The sequence below is a fragment of the Sphingomonas sp. CCH5-D11 genome, assembly GCF_001557395.1.
In the GTDB taxonomy this organism is placed as follows: Bacteria; Pseudomonadota; Alphaproteobacteria; order Sphingomonadales; family Sphingomonadaceae; genus Sphingomonas.
The window spans coordinates 1-17,333 of sequence record NZ_LSKH01000318.1 but is presented as its reverse complement, the minus strand read 5'-3'; the positions used below and the strand labels follow the sequence as shown (position 1 = coordinate 17,333).

The window sequence follows — 17,333 nt, the reverse complement described above, 5'->3', positions numbered from 1 at the left end:
GCGGTGGGGAGCGATATGGGCGCTGGCGAAGGTGGCCCGGTGGTTCCGCCGCCGCCGCGCGCCGTCGCGACCCGGCCGGCCCCTGCTTCCGCCACAGCCGCCCCGGGCGGGCGCGCGGCGCAGGTTGCGGCCGTGGTCAGGCCGGCGACGGGCCAGCCTGACGAGGACGAATATCTCTACGGTTACCGTTTGTGGGACGCCAAATTGTACCCGGAGGCGGCCGAGCAGCTGAAGAAGGTGGTGGCGACCTATCCCAAGTCGCGGCGCGCGAGCTTTGCGCAGAACCTGCTTGGGCGGGCGTACCTCGACGATGGCAAGCCGAGCCTCGCGTCCATCGCTTTCTACGACAATTACAAGAAGATGCCGGACGGTGAGCGGGCCGCCGACAGCCTGTATTATCTTGGTCAGTCGCTGATGAAGCTGAACAAGCCGGCCGATGCCTGCAAGGTCTACGGCGAGTTGCTTGACGTCTATGGCGACAAGATCGGCCAGGGCATGAAGGACGACGTCGCGCGGGCGCGCACCTCCGCCAAGTGCAAGTAAGGGCGTGGCCGAGCCGGCCGATGTTGCGCGTTTCCGGCGCGACCTGATCGCGCTGACCCGCGAGGCGCCGTCACGCGAGCGGCCGATCGCGGTTGCGGTTTCCGGCGGTCCTGACAGCATGGCACTGCTGGCGCTGGCAGCCGCGGCGTTTCCCGACGCGGTGATCGCCGCCACCGTGGACCACGGGCTGCGCGAGGCCGCCGCAGAAGAAGCACGGATGGTAGCGCAGGAAGCCGAGACGCTTGGCGTGCCGCATGCCGTGCTGACGGTCGCCGGGCCGATCGCAGGGGCGAGCCTGCAGGCGCGGGCGCGTGACGCGCGCTACGCCCTGCTCGCCGACTGGGCCGAGCAAAGCCGCGCCATGGCAGTGGCGACCGCCCATCATGCCGATGATCAGGCGGAGACGTTCTTGATGCGCGCCTCCCGCGGATCGGGCGTGTCGGGTCTCGCGTCGATCCGGGCGACCACCGTGGTGGCGGGCGCGCCGGTGGTGCGCCCGCTGCTTGCCTGGCGCAGGGCGGCGTTGCGCGCCATCGTGCGGCGGGCCGGGCTGCCTTTCGTGAATGATCCGGCGAACAGCGATCCGCGCCACGACCGGACACGATTTCGCCAGTTGCTGGATGGCAACGAATGGCTTGATCCACCGGCGCTGGCGCGGTCGGCGGCGGCCGTCGCGGAGGCGGAGCGCGATCTGGTGGAGATCGCACTGCTGCTGTGGCGCGAGCGGGTGGAGATGACCGGCGACAGCGTGACCCTGGATCCCGCCGGCCTGCCACGCGATCCGCTGCGCCGCATGGTGCGACGCGCGATCGCGACCGTCCGCGCCGCGCATGACATCGTCTCCCCGGCCTTTGACGAATCGGCGAATATCGAGCCGCTGCTGGACACCCTGTTGGCCGGGCGACGGGCGACGCACGGGGGCGTGCTGGCCAGTCCGCGACGCGGCCGCTGGCACTTCAAGGTTGCGCCGTCGCGTCGATCACTCTGAGCGACGAAAATCGGCGGCCGTTCCGTTGCGATTAACGTCAGCTAGCCTACATTGTGGCTGTTGAAAGGTATCGCATGAACGACAACGACAAGCAGTCCGGCGACAATGGCGGCAATGGCCCCAATCCGTGGATGAAGAGCCTCCTGATCTGGGTGGGCATTCTCCTGTCGCTGGCAATCGTCGTGACGATGTTCGACGGCCGCACTGGCGCCGCAACAGGCAATTCGATTGCCTATTCCGCCTTCCTCGACAAGGTGGACGAGGGCACGGTGAAGGACGTGACGATCTCGCGCGAGCAGATCACCGGCACGCTTTCCAGTGGTGACAAGTTCCGGACCGATCCGGTTTCCGATCCGCAGCTGACCGATCGCCTGCGCAAGGCCGGCGTGGAGATTTCGGGCAAGCGCGACGAGGGGCCGTCGATCTGGCAATATATGCTCGTCCAGGCGCTGCCGTTCCTGTTGTTCCTGGGCATTGCTTTTTTCGTCGTGCGTCAGATGCAGAAGGGCGGCGGCGCGGGCGGTGCGATGGGCTTCGGCAAGAGCCGCGCGAAGATGCTGACGCAGAAGGAGGGCAAGGTCACCTTTGCCGACGTCGCGGGCATCGACGAAGCGCGTGAGGAGCTGGAGGAAATCGTCGAGTTCCTGAAGGACCCGTCGAAGTTCGCGCGCCTTGGCGGCAAGATCCCGAAGGGCGCGCTGCTGGTCGGTTCGCCGGGCACCGGCAAGACTTTGCTCGCCCGCGCGATCGCAGGTGAGGCTGGCGTGCCGTTCTTCACCATTTCGGGTTCGGACTTCGTGGAGATGTTCGTCGGCGTCGGCGCGAGCCGTGTGCGCGACATGTTCGAGCAGGCCAAGAAGAGCGCGCCGTGCATCGTCTTTATCGACGAGATCGACGCCGTCGGCCGGCATCGCGGCGCGGGCCTTGGCAACGGCAATGACGAGCGCGAGCAGACGCTGAACCAGCTGCTGGTCGAGATGGACGGCTTCGAGGCCAACGAGGGCATCATCATCATCGCGGCGACCAACCGTCCCGACGTGCTCGATCCGGCGCTGCTGCGTCCGGGCCGCTTCGACCGCCAGGTCGTCGTGCCGCGGCCGGACATCGAGGGCCGCGTGAAGATCCTCGAAGTCCACATGAAGAAGGTGCCGCTGGCGCCCGACGTCGACAGCCGCACCATTGCGCGTGGAACGCCGGGCTTCTCGGGCGCCGATCTCGCCAATCTCGTCAACGAGGCGGCGCTGATGGCGGCGCGCAAGTCCAAGCGGCTTGTCGCAATGGCGGAGTTTGAAGAGGCGAAGGACAAGGTCATGATGGGCGCCGAGCGGCGCTCCATGGTGATGACCGAGGACGAGAAGCGGATGACCGCTTATCATGAGGCTGGTCACGCGATCGTCGCGCTGCATGAGCCGGCGTCCGACCCGATCCACAAGGCGACGATCATCCCGCGCGGACGTGCGCTGGGCATGGTGATGCGCCTGCCGGAGCGCGACAGCTACAGCTATCACCGCGACAAGATGTACGCGAACTTGGCTGTGGCGATGGGTGGACGCGTCGCGGAAGAGATCATCTTCGGCTACGACAAGGTCTCATCGGGCGCGAGCGGCGACATCCAATATGCCACGGGTCTGGCCCGCGACATGGTGACGAAATGGGGCATGTCGGACAAGGTGGGTCCGGTGGACTATGCACAGCCCGAGGGGGAAAGCTTCCTTGGCTATTCCTCGTCGCAGCCAACGCACATGTCGAACGAGACGGCGCAGCTGATCGACCATGAGATCAAGACGATCGTCGAGGGTGGCCTGGCGCGCGCCAAGACGGTGCTGACCGAGCATAACGACCAGCTTCACCTGCTCGCGGAGGCGCTGCTCGAATATGAGACGCTGTCGGGCGATGAGATCAAGAAGCTGATCGCTGGTGAAGGCATCGGCCGGACTGACCAGCCGAAGAAGGTGTCGATCCCCACGGTGGGTACGTCGATCCCGAAGACGCGGCGTCCGCAGGGCCCGTTCGGCAACCCCTCGCCTGCGGGGGCGTAAACCCCCTAACACATTGGTAGGTCTGCAAAGCGGGATCCCGACGTAAAGTCGGGGTCCCGCTCTTGTTTGTGACGGGTCCGTCTGGACCTTGGGTCGACATAGTCGCCTTAGTGGTGGCCGCGGTTTCCCTAAGCGTGATGCCCTCACCAGCCGTCCAGCCTTAGGCCCTGATCGTTGATCGTCATGCTAGTCATGTCGAAGGACAAGCTGTCGCCCGTGCCGCCGGATGGCTACGATAGCCTACGGCTACCGTTCAGGCTTACCTTCTTGAGCCCGGTTTTCACGTCCCGTGCGTTCAAGCCTCCGGTCAGGTGAGCCGTGACTTGTTCAGGCAAGGCCGAGGTACAGGAGGATCAGGGCGAAGGCGGGGATGATGGCGCTGTGGATCAGCGTGACCAACAGCCCGGTACGGATCAACGCGCTGGTGCGCCCGAGCATGTAGGTGCCCTTCAACTGGCGATAGATGTGGAACGGCGGGATGATCAGCGCCGCGGTGATCACGACCAAGATCGGCAGACCCAGCGCACGCAACACCGCCAGAACGATCGTCAGCAGCGACATGAAGGTCAGCGAATAGGTGGTGAACACCGCGTGATCGTAGAGCCCGAGGCGCCGGTTGAACGGGAACAGCAGCCACAGGAACGGGATCGAGATTGGAATCAGCGCCCAGCTGTATTTGTACGCTGAGGTCTTGAGCTTGTAGAGCAGGAGCTTCGGGTTCTCCTTGGCCTGCCGGAACTTGGCATCGAGCCAGTTGGTGCTGCTCGCGGACGGCGCGCCGGCCACGTCGAAGGTGGAGGGCACGGGCAGCATCCGTTCGGCCTCCGCGAGATCGGATCGCGCCTTGCTCGCGACCGTTAGTCGCTTCTCCAGCCGTGTGATGCGCTTGGCGTCTGGGTCCGGATCGCGGCGCTCTTCCGCCAGTTCGCGGGTGTAATTGGCCACCTGCGCATCGGCGCGAACCCGTTCCTCGGTCAACTTCGCGCGCGCTTCGGCCATGCCGCCGGTGATGCCCGACTTGAGGAAATCCCCATCGCCGAAGCCCCAGCCGGGCAGGTTTGCGACGATCGCGAACATCAGGAAGACGGTGAACAGGAAGATGGCGAGCGGCGAAACGAAACGGGCGCGCTCGCCATCGATGTAGCGGCGCGTGAGGTCGCCGGGGCGCGTCACCAGCATGGGGAAGGTGCGCCAGGCCTTGCCCTCGAAATGGAATACCGCGTGGCCGATATCGTGCAGGATCGCGCCGGCCGTGCGATGCACATGGCCGGCCTGGCCGCAGGCATGACAATGCGAGCCGATCAGTTGCGTGCCGCAATTGAGGCAAGCGGTGGGATGATCGTGCGCGGCATGAGTCTCGCCCGCGCCCTTCTCGGCCGCGCGGCCGAACAGCCCGCCCGTGACAATATCGGCGCTCGCCTCGATCCCGTCCGCCATTCCGCCCTCCGCCACGGAGCATAGGAGCGTCGCATTTCACGTGGCAAGACGTGTTCGGCGCACCGTTCAGTAGCGGCTGAGCTCCACCGGCAGCTTGCGATAACCATGGACGAAGCAGGCGGACACTCGCTCGGGCGCGCCGACCACGTTCACCCGCATCCGACGCTTCGCCATTTCTTCCAGCAATATGCCGATCTGAAGTTCGGCCAAGCGGGCGCCGACGCAGCGATGGATACCGTGGCCGAAGGCGAGGTGGCGGCGGGCGTTGGGCCGGTCGACAATCAGCTTATCCGCATCGTCGCCGAACACGCTCTCGTCGCGGTTGCCGGAAATGTACCACATGGCCAGCTTGTCACCGGCCCTGATCTGCTGACCCATCAGCTCGGTATCCTGCGTCGCGGTGCGGCGCATATGGGCGAGCGGCGTCTGCCAGCGGATGATTTCGCTGACCGCGTTCGGGATGAGCGATGTATCCGCTTCCAGCTTCGCGCGCTGATCGGGATATTTGTCCAGACCATAGGCCAGCCCGGACATGGTGTTACGGGTCGTATCGTTGCCGCCGACGATCAGGAGGATGAGGTTCCCGAGGAACTCATTGTCGTCCATCTCCCGCATGGCATCGGAGTGGATCATCATGCTGATCAGGTCGGGCTGCAGAGGCTTGTCCAGCTTCTCATTCCAAAGCCGGCGGAAATAGGATCCGCATTCATACATGTGCATCAGGCGCTGCTGACGCAGATCCTCGTTCTTGATGATCTCGATATCGCCGGCCCAGTCGGACCAGAAGGTGAGCTTGCGACGATCCTCCCACGGGAAGTCGAACAGGATGGCCAGCATCTGCGTGGTCAGTTCGATCGAGACGGTATCGACCCAGTCGAACTGCTCCCCCCAGGGAAGCGTGTCGAGCACCTCCTCCGTCCGGCGGCGGATGTCGGACGACAGACGCGTCATTTCCGATGGCGTGAACGCGGGCGCGACCGTGCGCCGCTGCGCGGTGTGCACCGGGCGATCACGCGCGATGAACATCGGCATCCGCACGGCATTGGGATCATCCACGTCGAAATTGGCGATCGTGATCCCGCCCGCCTCGGAGGAGTAAAGATCGGGCAGCGATTCCACCTCGACGATCGGCTTGTACGACGAGACCGACCAATAGGGGCCGAATTCCGAATCCGGCACATAGTGAACAGGCGCCTCGGCCCGCAGCCGGGCGAACGGCTCTCGCCATGTGTCATCCCGATAAAGTTCGGGCCTGCTGACATCAAAGGGGTCAACCGCTGCGGACACATCCCTGGCAAGGGTCGCCATCATCTCTCTCCCGAGTCTTATGGGACAAGGAAGAACTTCACTGACAATCTTGTCAATACGGCAGTGCGCGGCCCGCCTTGCCTATGCGCCCGAACAGCTTCTTCCAGGCCCCGGCCGGGCTGCCCGACTGAAGGACGCCGCGGCGGAAGAGGCGAGCGCCTACAGCAATGAAGATCGCCACCCACAATATCTGCCATGCCAGCGCAGCGAGATGCGGCCAAAGCACCGACGAATTCGCAGCCCGGCCGGCCATGGCGAACGGAGACGAAAGCGGAAAGATTTCGGCGACCAGCGCCAACGTGCTGCCCGGGTGCGATGCCGCGGCGGAGGCAAGGCCGAACATCGCCACCTGGAGGATCGTGATGGGCAGCGAGAGCATCTGGATTTCACGCATGGTGGATGCTTGCGCACCGACGCCGAGGAAGACCGAGCCCAGCAGCAGGTAAGCGGTCGTGAAGTAACAGGCGAAGAGCAGCGCGAAGGGGCCGAACCCGACCGCTGGCGCCAGGCCGGCCAGCCCGCTGTTGGCGGGCAGGAAAAGGCCGATCTGGCTGACCACCAATCCCCAGAAGCCGACGAACAGCACGGCTACGCCGAACATGCCGAGCAGCTTGCCAAGGAAAACGCTTTCCAGCGGCACCGCCGCGGCAAGCACCTCGATCACCTTGTTGTTCCGTTCTTCCGCCATGGTGCCGATCACCTGACCGGATAGGAAGAGCGTCAGAAAAAAGATGCCGAAGACCGCCGCGAAGGCGGCCGTGTTGCGGCCGCCCAGGCTGGGCGCCTCCCGCGCCGTGCGCGTGAAGAGTGGACGGCCGGGCGGCAGCGGCCCCGCCGCGGTGATGCGCATCGCTTGATCGGACAAAGCGGCAAGGTAGCGGGCGTCTCTCCGGCTCTGGCCGAAAAGGATGTGCGGAGCCTGCAATGGGCCGACCATCACCGCCACCACGTCCACGTCAGGCGTGTTCAATGCGGCGCGCGCCTGCCCGGTCGGGTCGCCGTGCGGCGCTCGCACCTCCAGCGCGGGCGGCTGAATCTCGCCGGGGAACAACGCGCGAAGCTGCCGGTCGGCGGCGATCAGCGCCTCGGCCTCGCGGGGCGGGGCGATGGCGACGAGCCGCTCACGCTCCGCCGAGCCGGCCGACACGGATGCGGCGCCAAGCCCGCCGATCGCGCCGAACGAACCCATGATCACCGGCGCGAACAGGAAGAGGAGGAAAATCGGGGTGAACACCGTGGCGGTGAAGTCCCGCCGCGCGATGGTGAATGTCTGGCGAAGGCGTCGCCGCAGATTGCCGGCGGTGGTGCTCATGCCGTGCGCTCCAGCGCTGCCTGGCCGACGATGCGAACGAATGCCTCGTGCAAGCCGGGGCGCTCGATCGACAGGCCGGAAATGCCGAACCCCGCGTCGATCAATCGTTTCAGCAGCGCCTCGATCCCATCACGCGGCAATTCGAAGCGCCATCCGCCGCCTTCTTCGCGGGCGTCGGGCGGGAGGTGATCGCGCAGGCCGGGTTGCGGAAAGTGCGGCACGTAATGAACCTGCTGCGGCAAGGTGCCGCGCGCCTCCGCAACCGTGCCCTCAAAGCGGCGCTTGCCGCCCGCAATGATCGCCAGCCGATCGCACAGGCGCTGAGCATGGGCCATGACATGGGTGGAAAAGAGCACGGTCGCACCACGATCCCGCTCCGCCAGGATGAGCGCTTCGAGCCGTTCCTGGTTGACCGGGTCCAGGCCGGAGAACGGCTCATCCAACACCAGGAGATCAGGCCGATGGACCACTGAGCCGAGGAGCTGGACGAGCTGTGCCATCCCCTTCGACAGCTTACGGATCTTGTCGTCGGCGGCATGGCCGAGCCCGGCTTGAGTGAGCAACGTGTCGGCGCGGGCGCGCCCTTCCTTCCATGGCAAGCCGCGAAGTGCGCCCATGAAGGCGATCGCCTCGCGCGCCTTCATCGCAGGATACAGCCCGCGCTCTTCCGGCAGGTAGCCGACGCGGTCGCTGGCGCCGCGAGGATGCTGAGAGCCGAGGAGGGTGCGTTCGCCCGCGTCCGGCTCGATGATGCCCAGCAACATGCGCAGCGTGGTCGTCTTGCCGGCGCCGTTCGGGCCGAGCACGCCATAGATCATGCCATGCGGCACAATGAGGTCTATCCCGTCAACCACCCGCCTGCCGCCAAAGCGTTTCACCAGACCGCTGGCGACAATGACGGGATCTGCGCTGCTCGCCACGTCCGATGCCCTGTGATGCGCCGGTGGGCGGCTGCCCCTGGCAAGTGAAGGCGACCACGTCGCTTCGCCGCGGCCTTTCGTCACCTGCTACTGGCTCGCTGGCGCACAACACAAGCGTTTTGCGGAGCATGGCCGGGCAGGAACCGACCTTCGTTCACACTGCTGTCACACTGCTGCAACGCAGCAAAGATTGCTTACATTCCGCATACGCCAGGACATAATTCGCTCCATATATGCTGACCCTCAATCAGAGGAGCCATGTAGATGAGCCAAGAGCCAAAGAAGTCTGGAGGGTCCACTGAAGAACCGATCTGGGCGTCCGTGTTCTTGCTGGCGTTTGGATGTGCCTTGTTGTTGTTCCTGATCGCGATCGAGCACCAGAATTGGTTCGAATTGAAGCCGGCGACCGGTACAGCAGAAGCGATGACTTACGCCTCATCGGATCGTGGCCATAGAAGCTGACGAAATACTTGGGGGGACGGGCGCTGGCGCGTTACTTTCCGCCCTCACGCCGGGTCAGCGCCGACACGCAGCTCGCGCGATCGATCGCCCGGCCATCGGGCTGGCGCGCATCAACATAAGTGACGCGCGGCTCGGCAGTTCCCTTAGGGTACAGATAAGTGTCGAGCACGCAGATCTGGCTCTGGAACTGCAGCTTGCGCGCGTTGCCTTCGCGCACGTCAGCGTCCGGCTCCCCGAACAGCCGCACCAGTCCGTTCGCATTCTGACCAATCACGCGCTCCAGCCCGACGCCGCTATAGGGGATCGGGACGGGCGCGGCGCGCTCCGGTGCGGAGCCGACCGCCGTGGCGCAGCCTGACAGGAGAATGATCGAGAACGGGGCGGCAAGGCGAATCATGAACGGCTCCGGTGATAGACGTGCGTGGCCAATGCGGCACCGATCACCGGCGCCAGGATGTTGGCAAAGGGCACCAGGAAGAGGATGGTGACCGCAAGGCCAAGGAGAAATCGGCGCGCCGCCGTTGCCTGACGCCAGTCGCGCATGGCTTCTGGCGGAAGATGCCGCGCCGACACCATGTCGCCCAGATCGCGACCAAGCAGCCAGGCATTGGCGGCCAGGAACAGGGCGGCGGTGCCGATGCCCGTCGCCAAAAGCACCAGGTACAAAGGCGCGAGCATCAGGTTGACGGCGATGAAGCGTCCCGCCGACGCAAGTGCCATGCGCAAGGACCGGCCGAACGTAACATCCCGCGCGGTGGAAAGGGCGGCGGGATAGTGTTTGCGCTCCACCGCGACGACGATCGTATCCGCAAACAGGCCGACGACGGCGACCGCGACAGCCCGGAACAGCAGCCACAGCGCCAGTATCGTGACGACCAGCGATGCCGCAGACGCAAGGGCACCGTGATAGGTCCAGGTGGCGAGCAGCGCATTCGCGCCCCACCACACGCCCGCACCAAGCAGCACGAAAAGCGCGAACGTCACGGCCAGGCTTTTCGCCAGCACGCCCAGAACCGCGCGATCCCCGAGTTGTGCGATGCTGAGGACAAGCGCAGTAAACATCGCGCGGCGGAATGCGCGCGTGCGCGCAGTTGCGCAAGGCGGGCGTGGCAATTACGGCCGCGCGCAACCCTCACCCTGTCCGGGATCGGAGCCTTTTCGTTTGACCCAGCCCAGCTATGACGTCGTCGCCATCGGCAATGCCATCGTCGACATCCTTTCCCCCGCCACCGACGCCTTCGTCGCCGACAACGGCATGACCAAAGGCGCCATGGCGCTGGTCTTCTCGCCGGAGGAAGCCGACGCGCTTTATGCGAAGATGGGTCCGGGGCAGGAAGTGTCCGGCGGCTCGGCGGCGAACACGATTGCCGGCATGGCAGCGCTTGGCAGCAAGTGCGCCTTTATCGGCCAGGTGGCGGACGACCAGCTCGGCACCGTTTTCGCGCATGACATCCGCGCCGCGGGTATCCGTTTCGACACGGAGGCGCGCGCTGGCAGTCCGACCACGGGTCGCTGCCTGATTTTCGTGACGCCGGATGGCCAGCGCACGATGAACACCTTCCTTGGCGCGTCGCACTATCTGCCGGCCGAGGCGCTGGACCGCGACCTGATCGCGGGAGCGAAATATCTGTACCTCGAAGGGTATCTCTGGGATCCCGAAGAGCCCCGCGCGGCAATGCGCGCAGCGATCGAGGTGGCGCGCGCTGCCGGCCGCAAGGTGGCTTTCACGCTTTCCGCGGAATTCGTGATCGACCGGCATCGCGACGCCTTCCACCAGCTGATCGATGCCGGCCTGATCGACGTGCTCTTCGCCAACGAAGCGGAGATCGTGTCGCTGACGGAAGCGACCGATACGGAAGCGGCGATCGCCGCGGTAAAGGCCAAGGTGCCGCTGCTGGTGGTGACCATGAGCGAGCAGGGCGCCTGCGCGATCGCCGGTGACGAGCGAGTCACCGTGCCCGCAGCGCCGGTCGACAAGGTGGTCGATACCACGGGGGCAGGCGATCTGTTCGCCGCTGGCTTCCTGCACGGGCAGGCGCGGGGCTGGGGACTGGAGCGCTCGCTTCGCCTGGGCGCGGTCTGCGCCGCCGAAGTCATCAGCCACTTCGGCGCGCGGCCGATCGCCGACTTGAAGGCGCTGGCAGCGGAAGTCTGAAACTCACTCCGTCGTCCCGGCCTCGGCCGGGGTGACGGAGCTTGTGGCGCGATCGAAGCGTTTCGCGGAGGACCTCGCTCCGACCGGGTCCCGCTATGAATAAAGGCGGTTGGTGAAGCGGTGGGTGCTGCCGTCTCATCACCTCGCCGAAGCCGCGCTTCGAATGACGTGAATGAAACGGCCCAGGATCGGGCGGGCAGGAGAGGCGGCGTCAGTCGCCGCAATTGGCCTGCCACTGCGCGTCCATCGCGGCATCAGTATCGAGCTGCGAGGCGAGGATTACCTTGCCGCCCTTGACGATGAAGCGTTCATAGCCGGTCCGCCCCATGCCGACACTGGCGTTCACTTCGCCGCAGACCGCTTCCCCATGCGCCGCCACGCCCTTGAACTGGGCGGTTTCGGGCAGCTTCAGCTGTTGCCGCACGGTTTCCGTCCCGGCACGCACGCGTTCGACCTCCACCGGATCGGGGCCGACGTCGCAGCCGGCGAGCGCCAGCGCGGCCAGTATCACCCGCCGCTTCATTCCGCGGCACCCGGCTTCAGCAGCTCCAGCGCCGCCGCGGTCATCGCGGTCGCGCCAGTGACGACCACCGGTTCCGGCGTGATCTTGAACAGCGGCGAGTGATGCGAGGCAACTGCCGGGCCGCCGTTACGCGCGGCATCAAGCGCCGCCTTGGGCGTGCCGCCGACGGCGAAGTAATAGCCTTTCACACCCGTGTCTGGCTGTACGAAATAGGCGAAATCCTCGGCGCCCATGCCCATCTGTTCAAACGGCACGACGTTCGCCGTGCCAAGCGTATTCACCATCACGGCGTTCAGCCGTCGGGCGAGCGGCGCATTGTTGATCGTCGTCGGCGTGCCTTCGATCACCGTCACCTTGGGCATCTTGTCCTTTGGCATGCCGTTCATCACGCCGACGCCTTCGGCCACGCGCTTGATCCCGTTGACGAGCTGCGCCCGCGTACCTTCATCATTGGCGCGCACAGTGACCTGAAGCTTCGCCTCGTCCGTGATGATGTTGTGCTTCAGCCCGGAATGAAACGAGCCGACGGTGATGACGCCGGGCAGCAGCGGCGCGCGCTCGCGGCTGATCAGGCCCTGCAGCGCGATCACGATCTGCGAGCCCATGTAGACGGGATCCTTGCCGGTGTTCGGGCTGGCACCATGCGCACCGACGCCTGGCACCACGATGTCGATCGAATCGGATGAGGAATATTGGATGGTTTCGCTCGCCGCGACCTTGCCGGCCTCCATGCTGGCATCGACGTGATAGGCAAGCGCGTAATCGGGCTTGGGAAAGCGCGTGTAGAGACCGTCGGCGATCATCGCCTTTGCGCCGCCGATCCGCTCCTCCGCAGGTTGCCCGATGAAGACGATCGTCCCCTGCCACCGATCCTTCATCGCCGACAGCCGCCGTGCCGTGGCAATCAGGCCGACAATGTGGGTGTCGTGCCCGCAGGCGTGCATCACCGGCGCTTCCACCCCATCCACGCCGACCTGACGCACCGTGGAGGCATTCGGCAGGCCGGACTTTTCCTGGACCGGCAGGCCATCCATGTCGGCGCGGATCAGCACGGTGGGGCCAGCGCCATTCTTCAGCACGCCAACGACGCCGGTCTGGCCGACCTTCTCCGTCACCTGCATGCCGGGGATCTTGCGCAGCTCCGCGGCGATGGCGGCAGCGGTCTTCACCTCACGAAACGACAGTTCGGGATAGCGATGGAACTGATCCCACAATTTCCCGAGATCGCGGTCCCAATCGGTCTGGATCTGCGCCTGGTAATCGGGCGCAGCTACGGCCGGCGTGGCAATGGCGCAGAGCAGAGCGGCGAGAATTGATTGGCGCATGCGAATCCCCCTTTATTGCGCGCAGCATAGCTGGCGAGACGCCGGGGTGAAGGGTGATCGCGTGGTCATGCGCGATGCAGCCAACCCGGCGAAGGCCGGGCCCAGGCGGGGCGGCGATGGTGGCGAATGCTGTGCGCCGTAAGCTCCGCCTTCCCAACTGGGCACCGGGCTTCGCCGGGACGGTAAGCTTAATCGACGAAGGCGCGCTCGATCACGAACTGGCCGGGGTTGGCGTTGGAGCCTTCGACCAGGCCGGCGGCTTCCAGCAGACCGGCCGTTTCGCGGATCATCGCGGTGGAGCCGCAGAGCATCACGCGGTCGGTTTCCGGATCGAACTTGGCCGGGCCGGTGACGGGCGCGGCGAACAGGCGGCCGTCGGCGATCAGATCCGTGATGCGGCCCTTGCGCTCGAAATCCTCGCGCGTGACGGTCGGGATGTAGTGAAGCTGCTCCTGCGCATGTTCGCCGACCAGCGGATCGTCGGCGAGGCGGGCGGTCAGCTCCTCGCGGAAGGCGAGGTCGTCAACACGGCGGGTGCCGTGGACGACGATCACCTGGTTGAAGCGTTCATACACTTCGGGATCGCGCGCCAGGCTGAGGAACGGCGCGAGGCCGGTGCCGGTGGACAGCAGCCACAGCCGCTCACCGCCAAGCAACGCGTCGCACACCAGCGTGCCGGTTGGCTTCTTGCCCATGTAAAGCTGGTCGCCGGGCTGGATCGCCTGCAGACGGCCGGTCAGAGGGCCGTCCTGCACCTTGATCGACAGGAATTCGAGTTCGTCGGAATAGGAGGGGCTGGCGATCGAATAAGCGCGCATCACCGGCTTGGGATCGTCATTCTCGCCCGGCAGACCGATCATGATGAACTCGCCCGAGCGGAAGCGCAGCGCGGCGGGACGATCCACCGCGAAACTGAACAGATGTTCATTCCAGTGGCGCACCCATTTCACGTTGACCGTCAGAAAGGCCTTGTGGTCAGGGATCAACTTCGGTTCTGCAAGCACGGTCAACGATCTCGCTCCTCGATGACGTTCTGCGCAAGATGCAGCGCCACCCATTCAACGGCAGTCGTCAAACCCGCGACCGCCTCTTCGGTTACCAATGTCGCCGCTATGCGCCGCACCCGATCGGGCGCGCCGGACAGTGCCACCTCGAACAAAGCCAACACGCGAGCCTCGTCCTCAAGCACAGCCAGCCCACCGCGCTGCCCGAAGCGTAGCGTGGTGAGCGCATGGCGATCCAGCGTGCCCATCGCGACGGCAAAGTCCCGCAGCGCGCCTTCGACGTGCAGGTAGGTGAAGCCGGGCGCGAGTGCAACGCACGGGCACTGACCGGCCCGGCTTCGCTGCACCCACAGCCGCATCGACGCGACGACGAATCGATACTGCTCGTCAATCTCCCACAAGGCGCGATCGAGGAAGCGGTACATGGAGCTTCTCCTGTGCGAATGCCTCGCAATAGCGGTGAAAGCCAGGATTGGTCAACGCCCTTCCGCCGGGCACCGGCGCGCCCCATATCGGAGGCATGGCGATCCAGATCCGCACCACGCTTGCTGAGCCCGAGACGGGCGAGAACTTTGTTCCCCACCGCCCGCAGCGCCCTGAGAAAGTAGAGGGTGGGCGGCCGTTCAAGCTGGTGTCCGACTATCAACCGGCCGGCGATCAGCCGACCGCTATTGCGGAGCTTGTCGCGGCGGCGAAAGCGGGCGAGAAGGACCAGGTGCTGCTCGGCGTCACGGGCTCGGGCAAGACCTTCACCATGGCCAAGGTGATTGAGGAAATGCAGCGCCCGGCGTTGATCCTGGCGCCAAACAAGATCCTCGCGGCGCAGCTCTACGGCGAGTTCAAGTCATTCTTTCCCGAGAATGCCGTAGAATATTTTGTCAGCTATTATGACTATTATCAGCCCGAGGCGTACGTTCCCCGGTCGGACACGTACATCGAAAAGGAAAGCTCGGTGAACGAGGCGATCGACCGGATGCGCCACTCGGCCACCCGCTCGCTGCTGGAGCGCGACGACGTGCTGATCGTCGCCTCGGTTTCGTGCCTCTACGGCATCGGCTCGGTCGAAACGTACTCGGCGATGATCTTCGACCTGAAGAAGGGCCAGAGCGTCGATCAGCGCGAGATCGTCCGCAAGCTCGTGGCGCTGCAATACAAGCGCAACGATGCGGCGTTCGCGCGCGGCAATTTCCGGGTGAAGGGGGACAATCTGGAGATTTTCCCGTCCCACCTCGAGGATGCGGCGTGGCGGATCAGCTTCTTCGGCGACGAAATCGAGGAAATCGTCGAGTTTGATCCGTTGACCGGCAAGAAGGCGGCGAGCATGAACTCGGTACGCATCTACGCCAACTCGCACTATGTGACGCCGGGGCCGACGATGAAGCAGGCGACCGAGGCGATCCGGCATGAACTGTCCGAGCGGCTCAAGGAACTGGAGGCGGAGAGCAAGCTGCTGGAGCATCAGCGACTGGAGCAGCGCACCAACTTCGACCTGGAAATGATCGCCGCGACCGGCAGTTGCAACGGGATCGAGAATTACAGCCGCTTCCTTACCGGCCGTCTGCCTGGCGAGCCGCCGCCGACCTTGTTCGAATATCTGCCCGAGAACGCCCTGCTGTTTGTCGACGAGAGCCACCAGACGGTGCCGCAGATCGGCGCGATGGCGCGCGGCGACCATCGGCGCAAGATCACGCTGGCCGAGTACGGCTTCCGCCTGCCGAGCTGCATCGACAACCGGCCGCTTCGCTTCAACGAATGGGACGCGATGCGCCCGCAGACCGTCAGCGTCTCTGCGACGCCGGGCGGGTGGGAGATGGAGCAGACCGGCGGCGTCTTCTCCGAACAGGTGATCCGGCCGACCGGGCTGATCGACCCGCCGGTCGAGATCAAGCCGGTCGAGGAACAGGTGCAGGATTGCATCGTGGAGTGCCGCAAGACCGCTGAGCTTGGTTATCGCACGCTCGTCACCACGCTGACCAAGCGCATGGCGGAGGATCTGACCGAATATATGCACGAGGCGGGCGTGAAGGTCCGCTACATGCACTCCGACGTTGAGACGCTGGAGCGCATCGAGCTGATCCGCGACCTGCGGCTAGGCGTGTACGACGTGCTGATCGGCATCAACCTGCTGCGCGAGGGGCTGGATATCCCCGAATGCGGGCTGGTGTGCATCATGGACGCGGACAAGGAGGGCTTCCTGCGCTCCGAGACGTCGCTGATCCAGACGATCGGGCGCGCCGCGCGCAACGTGGACGGGCGGGTGATCCTCTACGCCGATCGCATCACCGGCTCGATGGAGCGGGCGATGAACGAGACCGCGCGCCGCCGCGAGAAGCAGGAGGAATATAACCGCGAGCACGGCATCACGCCGATGACGGTGCGCAAGAACATTGGCGACATCATCGCGCATGTCTCCTCGCAGGATCAGGTCACCGTGCCGATCGACGACGAACGCCCGCACATGGTCGGCCACAATCTGCGCGCGTATATCGAGGAGTTGGAGAAAAAGATGCGCAAGGCCGCGTCCGATCTCGAATTCGAGGAAGCCGGCCGCCTGCGCGACGAGATCCGCAATCTGGAGCAAGAGGAGCTTGGCTTGCCCGTGCACGAGCAGAAGGCGCCGCTGATGGGCCGCAGCAACGAGGGCAAGCCGGGCACGCGCAAGACGCGCTTCGGGAAACAGCAGCAGATGCGGATGGCGAAGCGGCGGTAAGCACCGCTTACCGGTTCCGCATCGCTAACAAGCGGCCGGGGAGGCCGTATGCACTCTCCCGGCGATGCGGAGGCTCTATCGCAGCGTCAGATCCTCGCCGCCGACGCCGTAGTAACTAGCCACCCGATCGGCATAGGCCTGATCGAAGTGGGGCGCATTGTTGGCCCAGCTCGGGCCGCCTTCCAGCATGCGGCGATCGATCGTCACGACATAAAGATCGCGAACTGAATCGAACTGCAGGAGCGAGAAGGGCAGCGGGTAATAGCTTTTGCCCATCCCCAGAAAGCCGCCGAGGCTGAGTACCGCGTGCGTCGTCCGGCCACTCACCTTGTGCACGAGGAAGGCGTGAACCGTGCCGATCTTGTCGCCGTCGCGGCTTTCGAGCCTGACAGTAGCCGACAAGGCGGCTTCGATCAGCGCCAAGGTGGTCTGGGTTTCGTTGCTGGTCATCTCTGTCTCCCTGCCACGCTGAACCGCTCTTGCCGTGCGCTGGTTCCGGTTGAGCCGTGCGGCACAGAGGGGCTAGAACTTGCCCGATGCGCCATTCGCTTTCCCCCGCCGCCCTGCTTGCGCCTGCCCTGCTGGCCCTGACCGTCGGGGGGTGCGT

At 65.2% G+C, this 17,333-nt stretch carries 17 protein-coding genes; 6 read left to right on the top strand and 11 right to left on the bottom strand.

Translation table 11 applies throughout. From position 1 onward, the window contains the following. From AX702_RS19865 to ftsH, 3 genes are all read left to right on the top strand, one after another. The coding region (locus AX702_RS19865; RefSeq protein ID WP_156455608.1) for a tetratricopeptide repeat protein at positions 1-543 on the top strand (543 nt) is incomplete at its 5' end. Between the two features lie 4 nt (positions 544-547). Continuing rightward, a complete protein-coding gene (tilS, locus tag AX702_RS19860; RefSeq protein ID WP_066782116.1) occupies positions 548-1,531 on the top strand; it encodes a tRNA lysidine(34) synthetase TilS in 984 nt (327 codons plus the stop codon). Positions 1,532-1,605: 74 nt separating this feature from the next. Next, entirely contained in the window at positions 1,606-3,570 is a 1,965-nt protein-coding gene (gene ftsH / locus AX702_RS19855) for an ATP-dependent zinc metalloprotease FtsH (protein WP_066782115.1), read from the top strand. A 327-nt stretch (positions 3,571-3,897) separates the two neighbouring features. On the opposite strand, the gene AX702_RS19850 is transcribed toward ftsH, so the two are convergent. The 4 genes from AX702_RS19850 to AX702_RS19835 all read right to left on the bottom strand — a co-directional run bounded on the left by AX702_RS19850 (position 3,898) and on the right by AX702_RS19835 (position 8,547). Next, on the bottom strand, positions 3,898-5,007 hold the full coding sequence (locus tag AX702_RS19850; RefSeq protein WP_066782114.1) for a DUF3667 domain-containing protein: 1,110 nt from the start codon (positions 5,005-5,007) through the stop codon (positions 3,898-3,900). 66 nt (positions 5,008-5,073) lie between these two features. Next, positions 5,074-6,315 (bottom strand): cytochrome P450, encoded by a 1,242-nt coding sequence (locus AX702_RS19845; protein WP_066782118.1) that lies wholly within the window; start codon positions 6,313-6,315, stop codon positions 5,074-5,076. Positions 6,316-6,367: 52 nt separating this feature from the next. Next, the gene (locus AX702_RS19840) at positions 6,368-7,627 is read right to left on the bottom strand and encodes an ABC transporter permease (RefSeq protein ID WP_066782113.1); all 1,260 of its coding nucleotides are present in this window, start codon (positions 7,625-7,627) and stop codon (positions 6,368-6,370) included. After that, positions 7,624-8,547 (bottom strand): ABC transporter ATP-binding protein, encoded by a 924-nt coding sequence (locus tag AX702_RS19835; RefSeq protein ID WP_066782112.1) that lies wholly within the window; start codon positions 8,545-8,547, stop codon positions 7,624-7,626. Before AX702_RS19835 ends, AX702_RS19840 begins: the two co-directional genes overlap by 4 nt. A 264-nt stretch (positions 8,548-8,811) precedes the next feature. On the opposite strand from AX702_RS19835, the gene AX702_RS21870 reads away from it, so the two are divergent. After that, the gene (locus AX702_RS21870) at positions 8,812-9,009 is read left to right on the top strand and encodes a hypothetical protein (protein WP_082746388.1); all 198 of its coding nucleotides are present in this window, start codon (positions 8,812-8,814) and stop codon (positions 9,007-9,009) included. Between the two features lie 31 nt (positions 9,010-9,040). Here the strand turns inward: AX702_RS21870 and AX702_RS19830 are convergent, their stop codons facing one another. Together AX702_RS19830 and AX702_RS19825 are read right to left on the bottom strand one after the other, a co-directional pair. Then, the gene (locus AX702_RS19830; protein WP_156455607.1) at positions 9,041-9,406 is read right to left on the bottom strand and encodes a hypothetical protein; all 366 of its coding nucleotides are present in this window, start codon (positions 9,404-9,406) and stop codon (positions 9,041-9,043) included. After that, entirely contained in the window at positions 9,403-10,071 is a 669-nt protein-coding gene (locus AX702_RS19825) for an EI24 domain-containing protein (RefSeq protein ID WP_066782111.1), read from the bottom strand. Before AX702_RS19825 ends, AX702_RS19830 begins: the two co-directional genes overlap by 4 nt. A gap of 100 nt (positions 10,072-10,171) precedes the next feature. Between AX702_RS19825 and AX702_RS19820 the strand changes: the two genes are divergently transcribed. Next, entirely contained in the window at positions 10,172-11,164 is a 993-nt protein-coding gene (locus AX702_RS19820) for an adenosine kinase (RefSeq protein WP_066782110.1), read from the top strand. 211 nt (positions 11,165-11,375) lie between these two features. Here the strand turns inward: AX702_RS19820 and AX702_RS19815 are convergent, their stop codons facing one another. From AX702_RS19815 to AX702_RS19800, 4 genes are all read right to left on the bottom strand, one after another. Continuing rightward, positions 11,376-11,687, bottom strand: a complete 312-nt coding sequence (locus AX702_RS19815; RefSeq protein ID WP_066782109.1) for a hypothetical protein — start codon at positions 11,685-11,687, stop codon at positions 11,376-11,378. After that, positions 11,684-13,012 (bottom strand): M20 metallopeptidase family protein, encoded by a 1,329-nt coding sequence (locus tag AX702_RS19810; protein ID WP_066782108.1) that lies wholly within the window; start codon positions 13,010-13,012, stop codon positions 11,684-11,686. The genes AX702_RS19815 and AX702_RS19810 overlap by 4 nt, the downstream gene beginning before the upstream one ends. Before the next feature lie 188 nt (positions 13,013-13,200). Further along, a complete protein-coding gene (locus tag AX702_RS19805; protein ID WP_066782107.1) occupies positions 13,201-14,022 on the bottom strand; it encodes a ferredoxin--NADP reductase in 822 nt (273 codons plus the stop codon). Further along, positions 14,019-14,441 (bottom strand): hypothetical protein, encoded by a 423-nt coding sequence (locus AX702_RS19800; RefSeq protein WP_066782106.1) that lies wholly within the window; start codon positions 14,439-14,441, stop codon positions 14,019-14,021. Before AX702_RS19800 ends, AX702_RS19805 begins: the two co-directional genes overlap by 4 nt. A gap of 95 nt (positions 14,442-14,536) precedes the next feature. Here AX702_RS19800 and uvrB point away from each other — a divergent pair, with 95 nt between their 5' ends. Continuing rightward, positions 14,537-16,726 (top strand): excinuclease ABC subunit UvrB, encoded by a 2,190-nt coding sequence (gene uvrB, locus AX702_RS19795; protein WP_066782105.1) that lies wholly within the window; start codon positions 14,537-14,539, stop codon positions 16,724-16,726. Between the two features lie 75 nt (positions 16,727-16,801). On the opposite strand, the gene AX702_RS19790 is transcribed toward uvrB, so the two are convergent. Beyond that, positions 16,802-17,176 carry a PRC-barrel domain-containing protein gene (locus AX702_RS19790; RefSeq protein WP_066782104.1) on the bottom strand — a complete coding sequence of 125 codons (375 nt, stop codon included), beginning with the start codon at positions 17,174-17,176 and terminating at the stop codon, positions 16,802-16,804. Positions 17,177-17,333 lie beyond the last annotated feature (157 nt).

Bases quoted from the DNA above. Each gene is read 5' to 3' on its own strand.
- AX702_RS19810 (WP_066782108.1), bottom strand. From the start codon at position 13,012: ATGCGCCAATCAATTCTCGCCGCTCTGCTCTGCGCCATTGCCACGCCG.
- AX702_RS19800 (WP_066782106.1), bottom strand. From the start codon at position 14,441: ATGTACCGCTTCCTCGATCGCGCCTTGTGGGAGATTGACGAGCAGTAT.
- AX702_RS19850 (WP_066782114.1), bottom strand. From the start codon at position 5,007: ATGGCGGACGGGATCGAGGCGAGCGCCGATATTGTCACGGGCGGGCTG.
- uvrB (WP_066782105.1), top strand. From the start codon at position 14,537: ATGGCGATCCAGATCCGCACCACGCTTGCTGAGCCCGAGACGGGCGAG.
- AX702_RS19790 (WP_066782104.1), bottom strand. From the start codon at position 17,176: ATGACCAGCAACGAAACCCAGACCACCTTGGCGCTGATCGAAGCCGCC.
- AX702_RS19845 (WP_066782118.1), bottom strand. From the start codon at position 6,315: ATGGCGACCCTTGCCAGGGATGTGTCCGCAGCGGTTGACCCCTTTGAT.
- AX702_RS19815 (WP_066782109.1), bottom strand. From the start codon at position 11,687: ATGAAGCGGCGGGTGATACTGGCCGCGCTGGCGCTCGCCGGCTGCGAC.
- AX702_RS19825 (WP_066782111.1), bottom strand. From the start codon at position 10,071: ATGTTTACTGCGCTTGTCCTCAGCATCGCACAACTCGGGGATCGCGCG.
- AX702_RS19830 (WP_156455607.1), bottom strand. From the start codon at position 9,406: ATGATTCGCCTTGCCGCCCCGTTCTCGATCATTCTCCTGTCAGGCTGC.
- ftsH (WP_066782115.1), top strand. From the start codon at position 1,606: ATGAACGACAACGACAAGCAGTCCGGCGACAATGGCGGCAATGGCCCC.
- AX702_RS21870 (WP_082746388.1), top strand. From the start codon at position 8,812: ATGAGCCAAGAGCCAAAGAAGTCTGGAGGGTCCACTGAAGAACCGATC.
- AX702_RS19840 (WP_066782113.1), bottom strand. From the start codon at position 7,627: ATGAGCACCACCGCCGGCAATCTGCGGCGACGCCTTCGCCAGACATTC.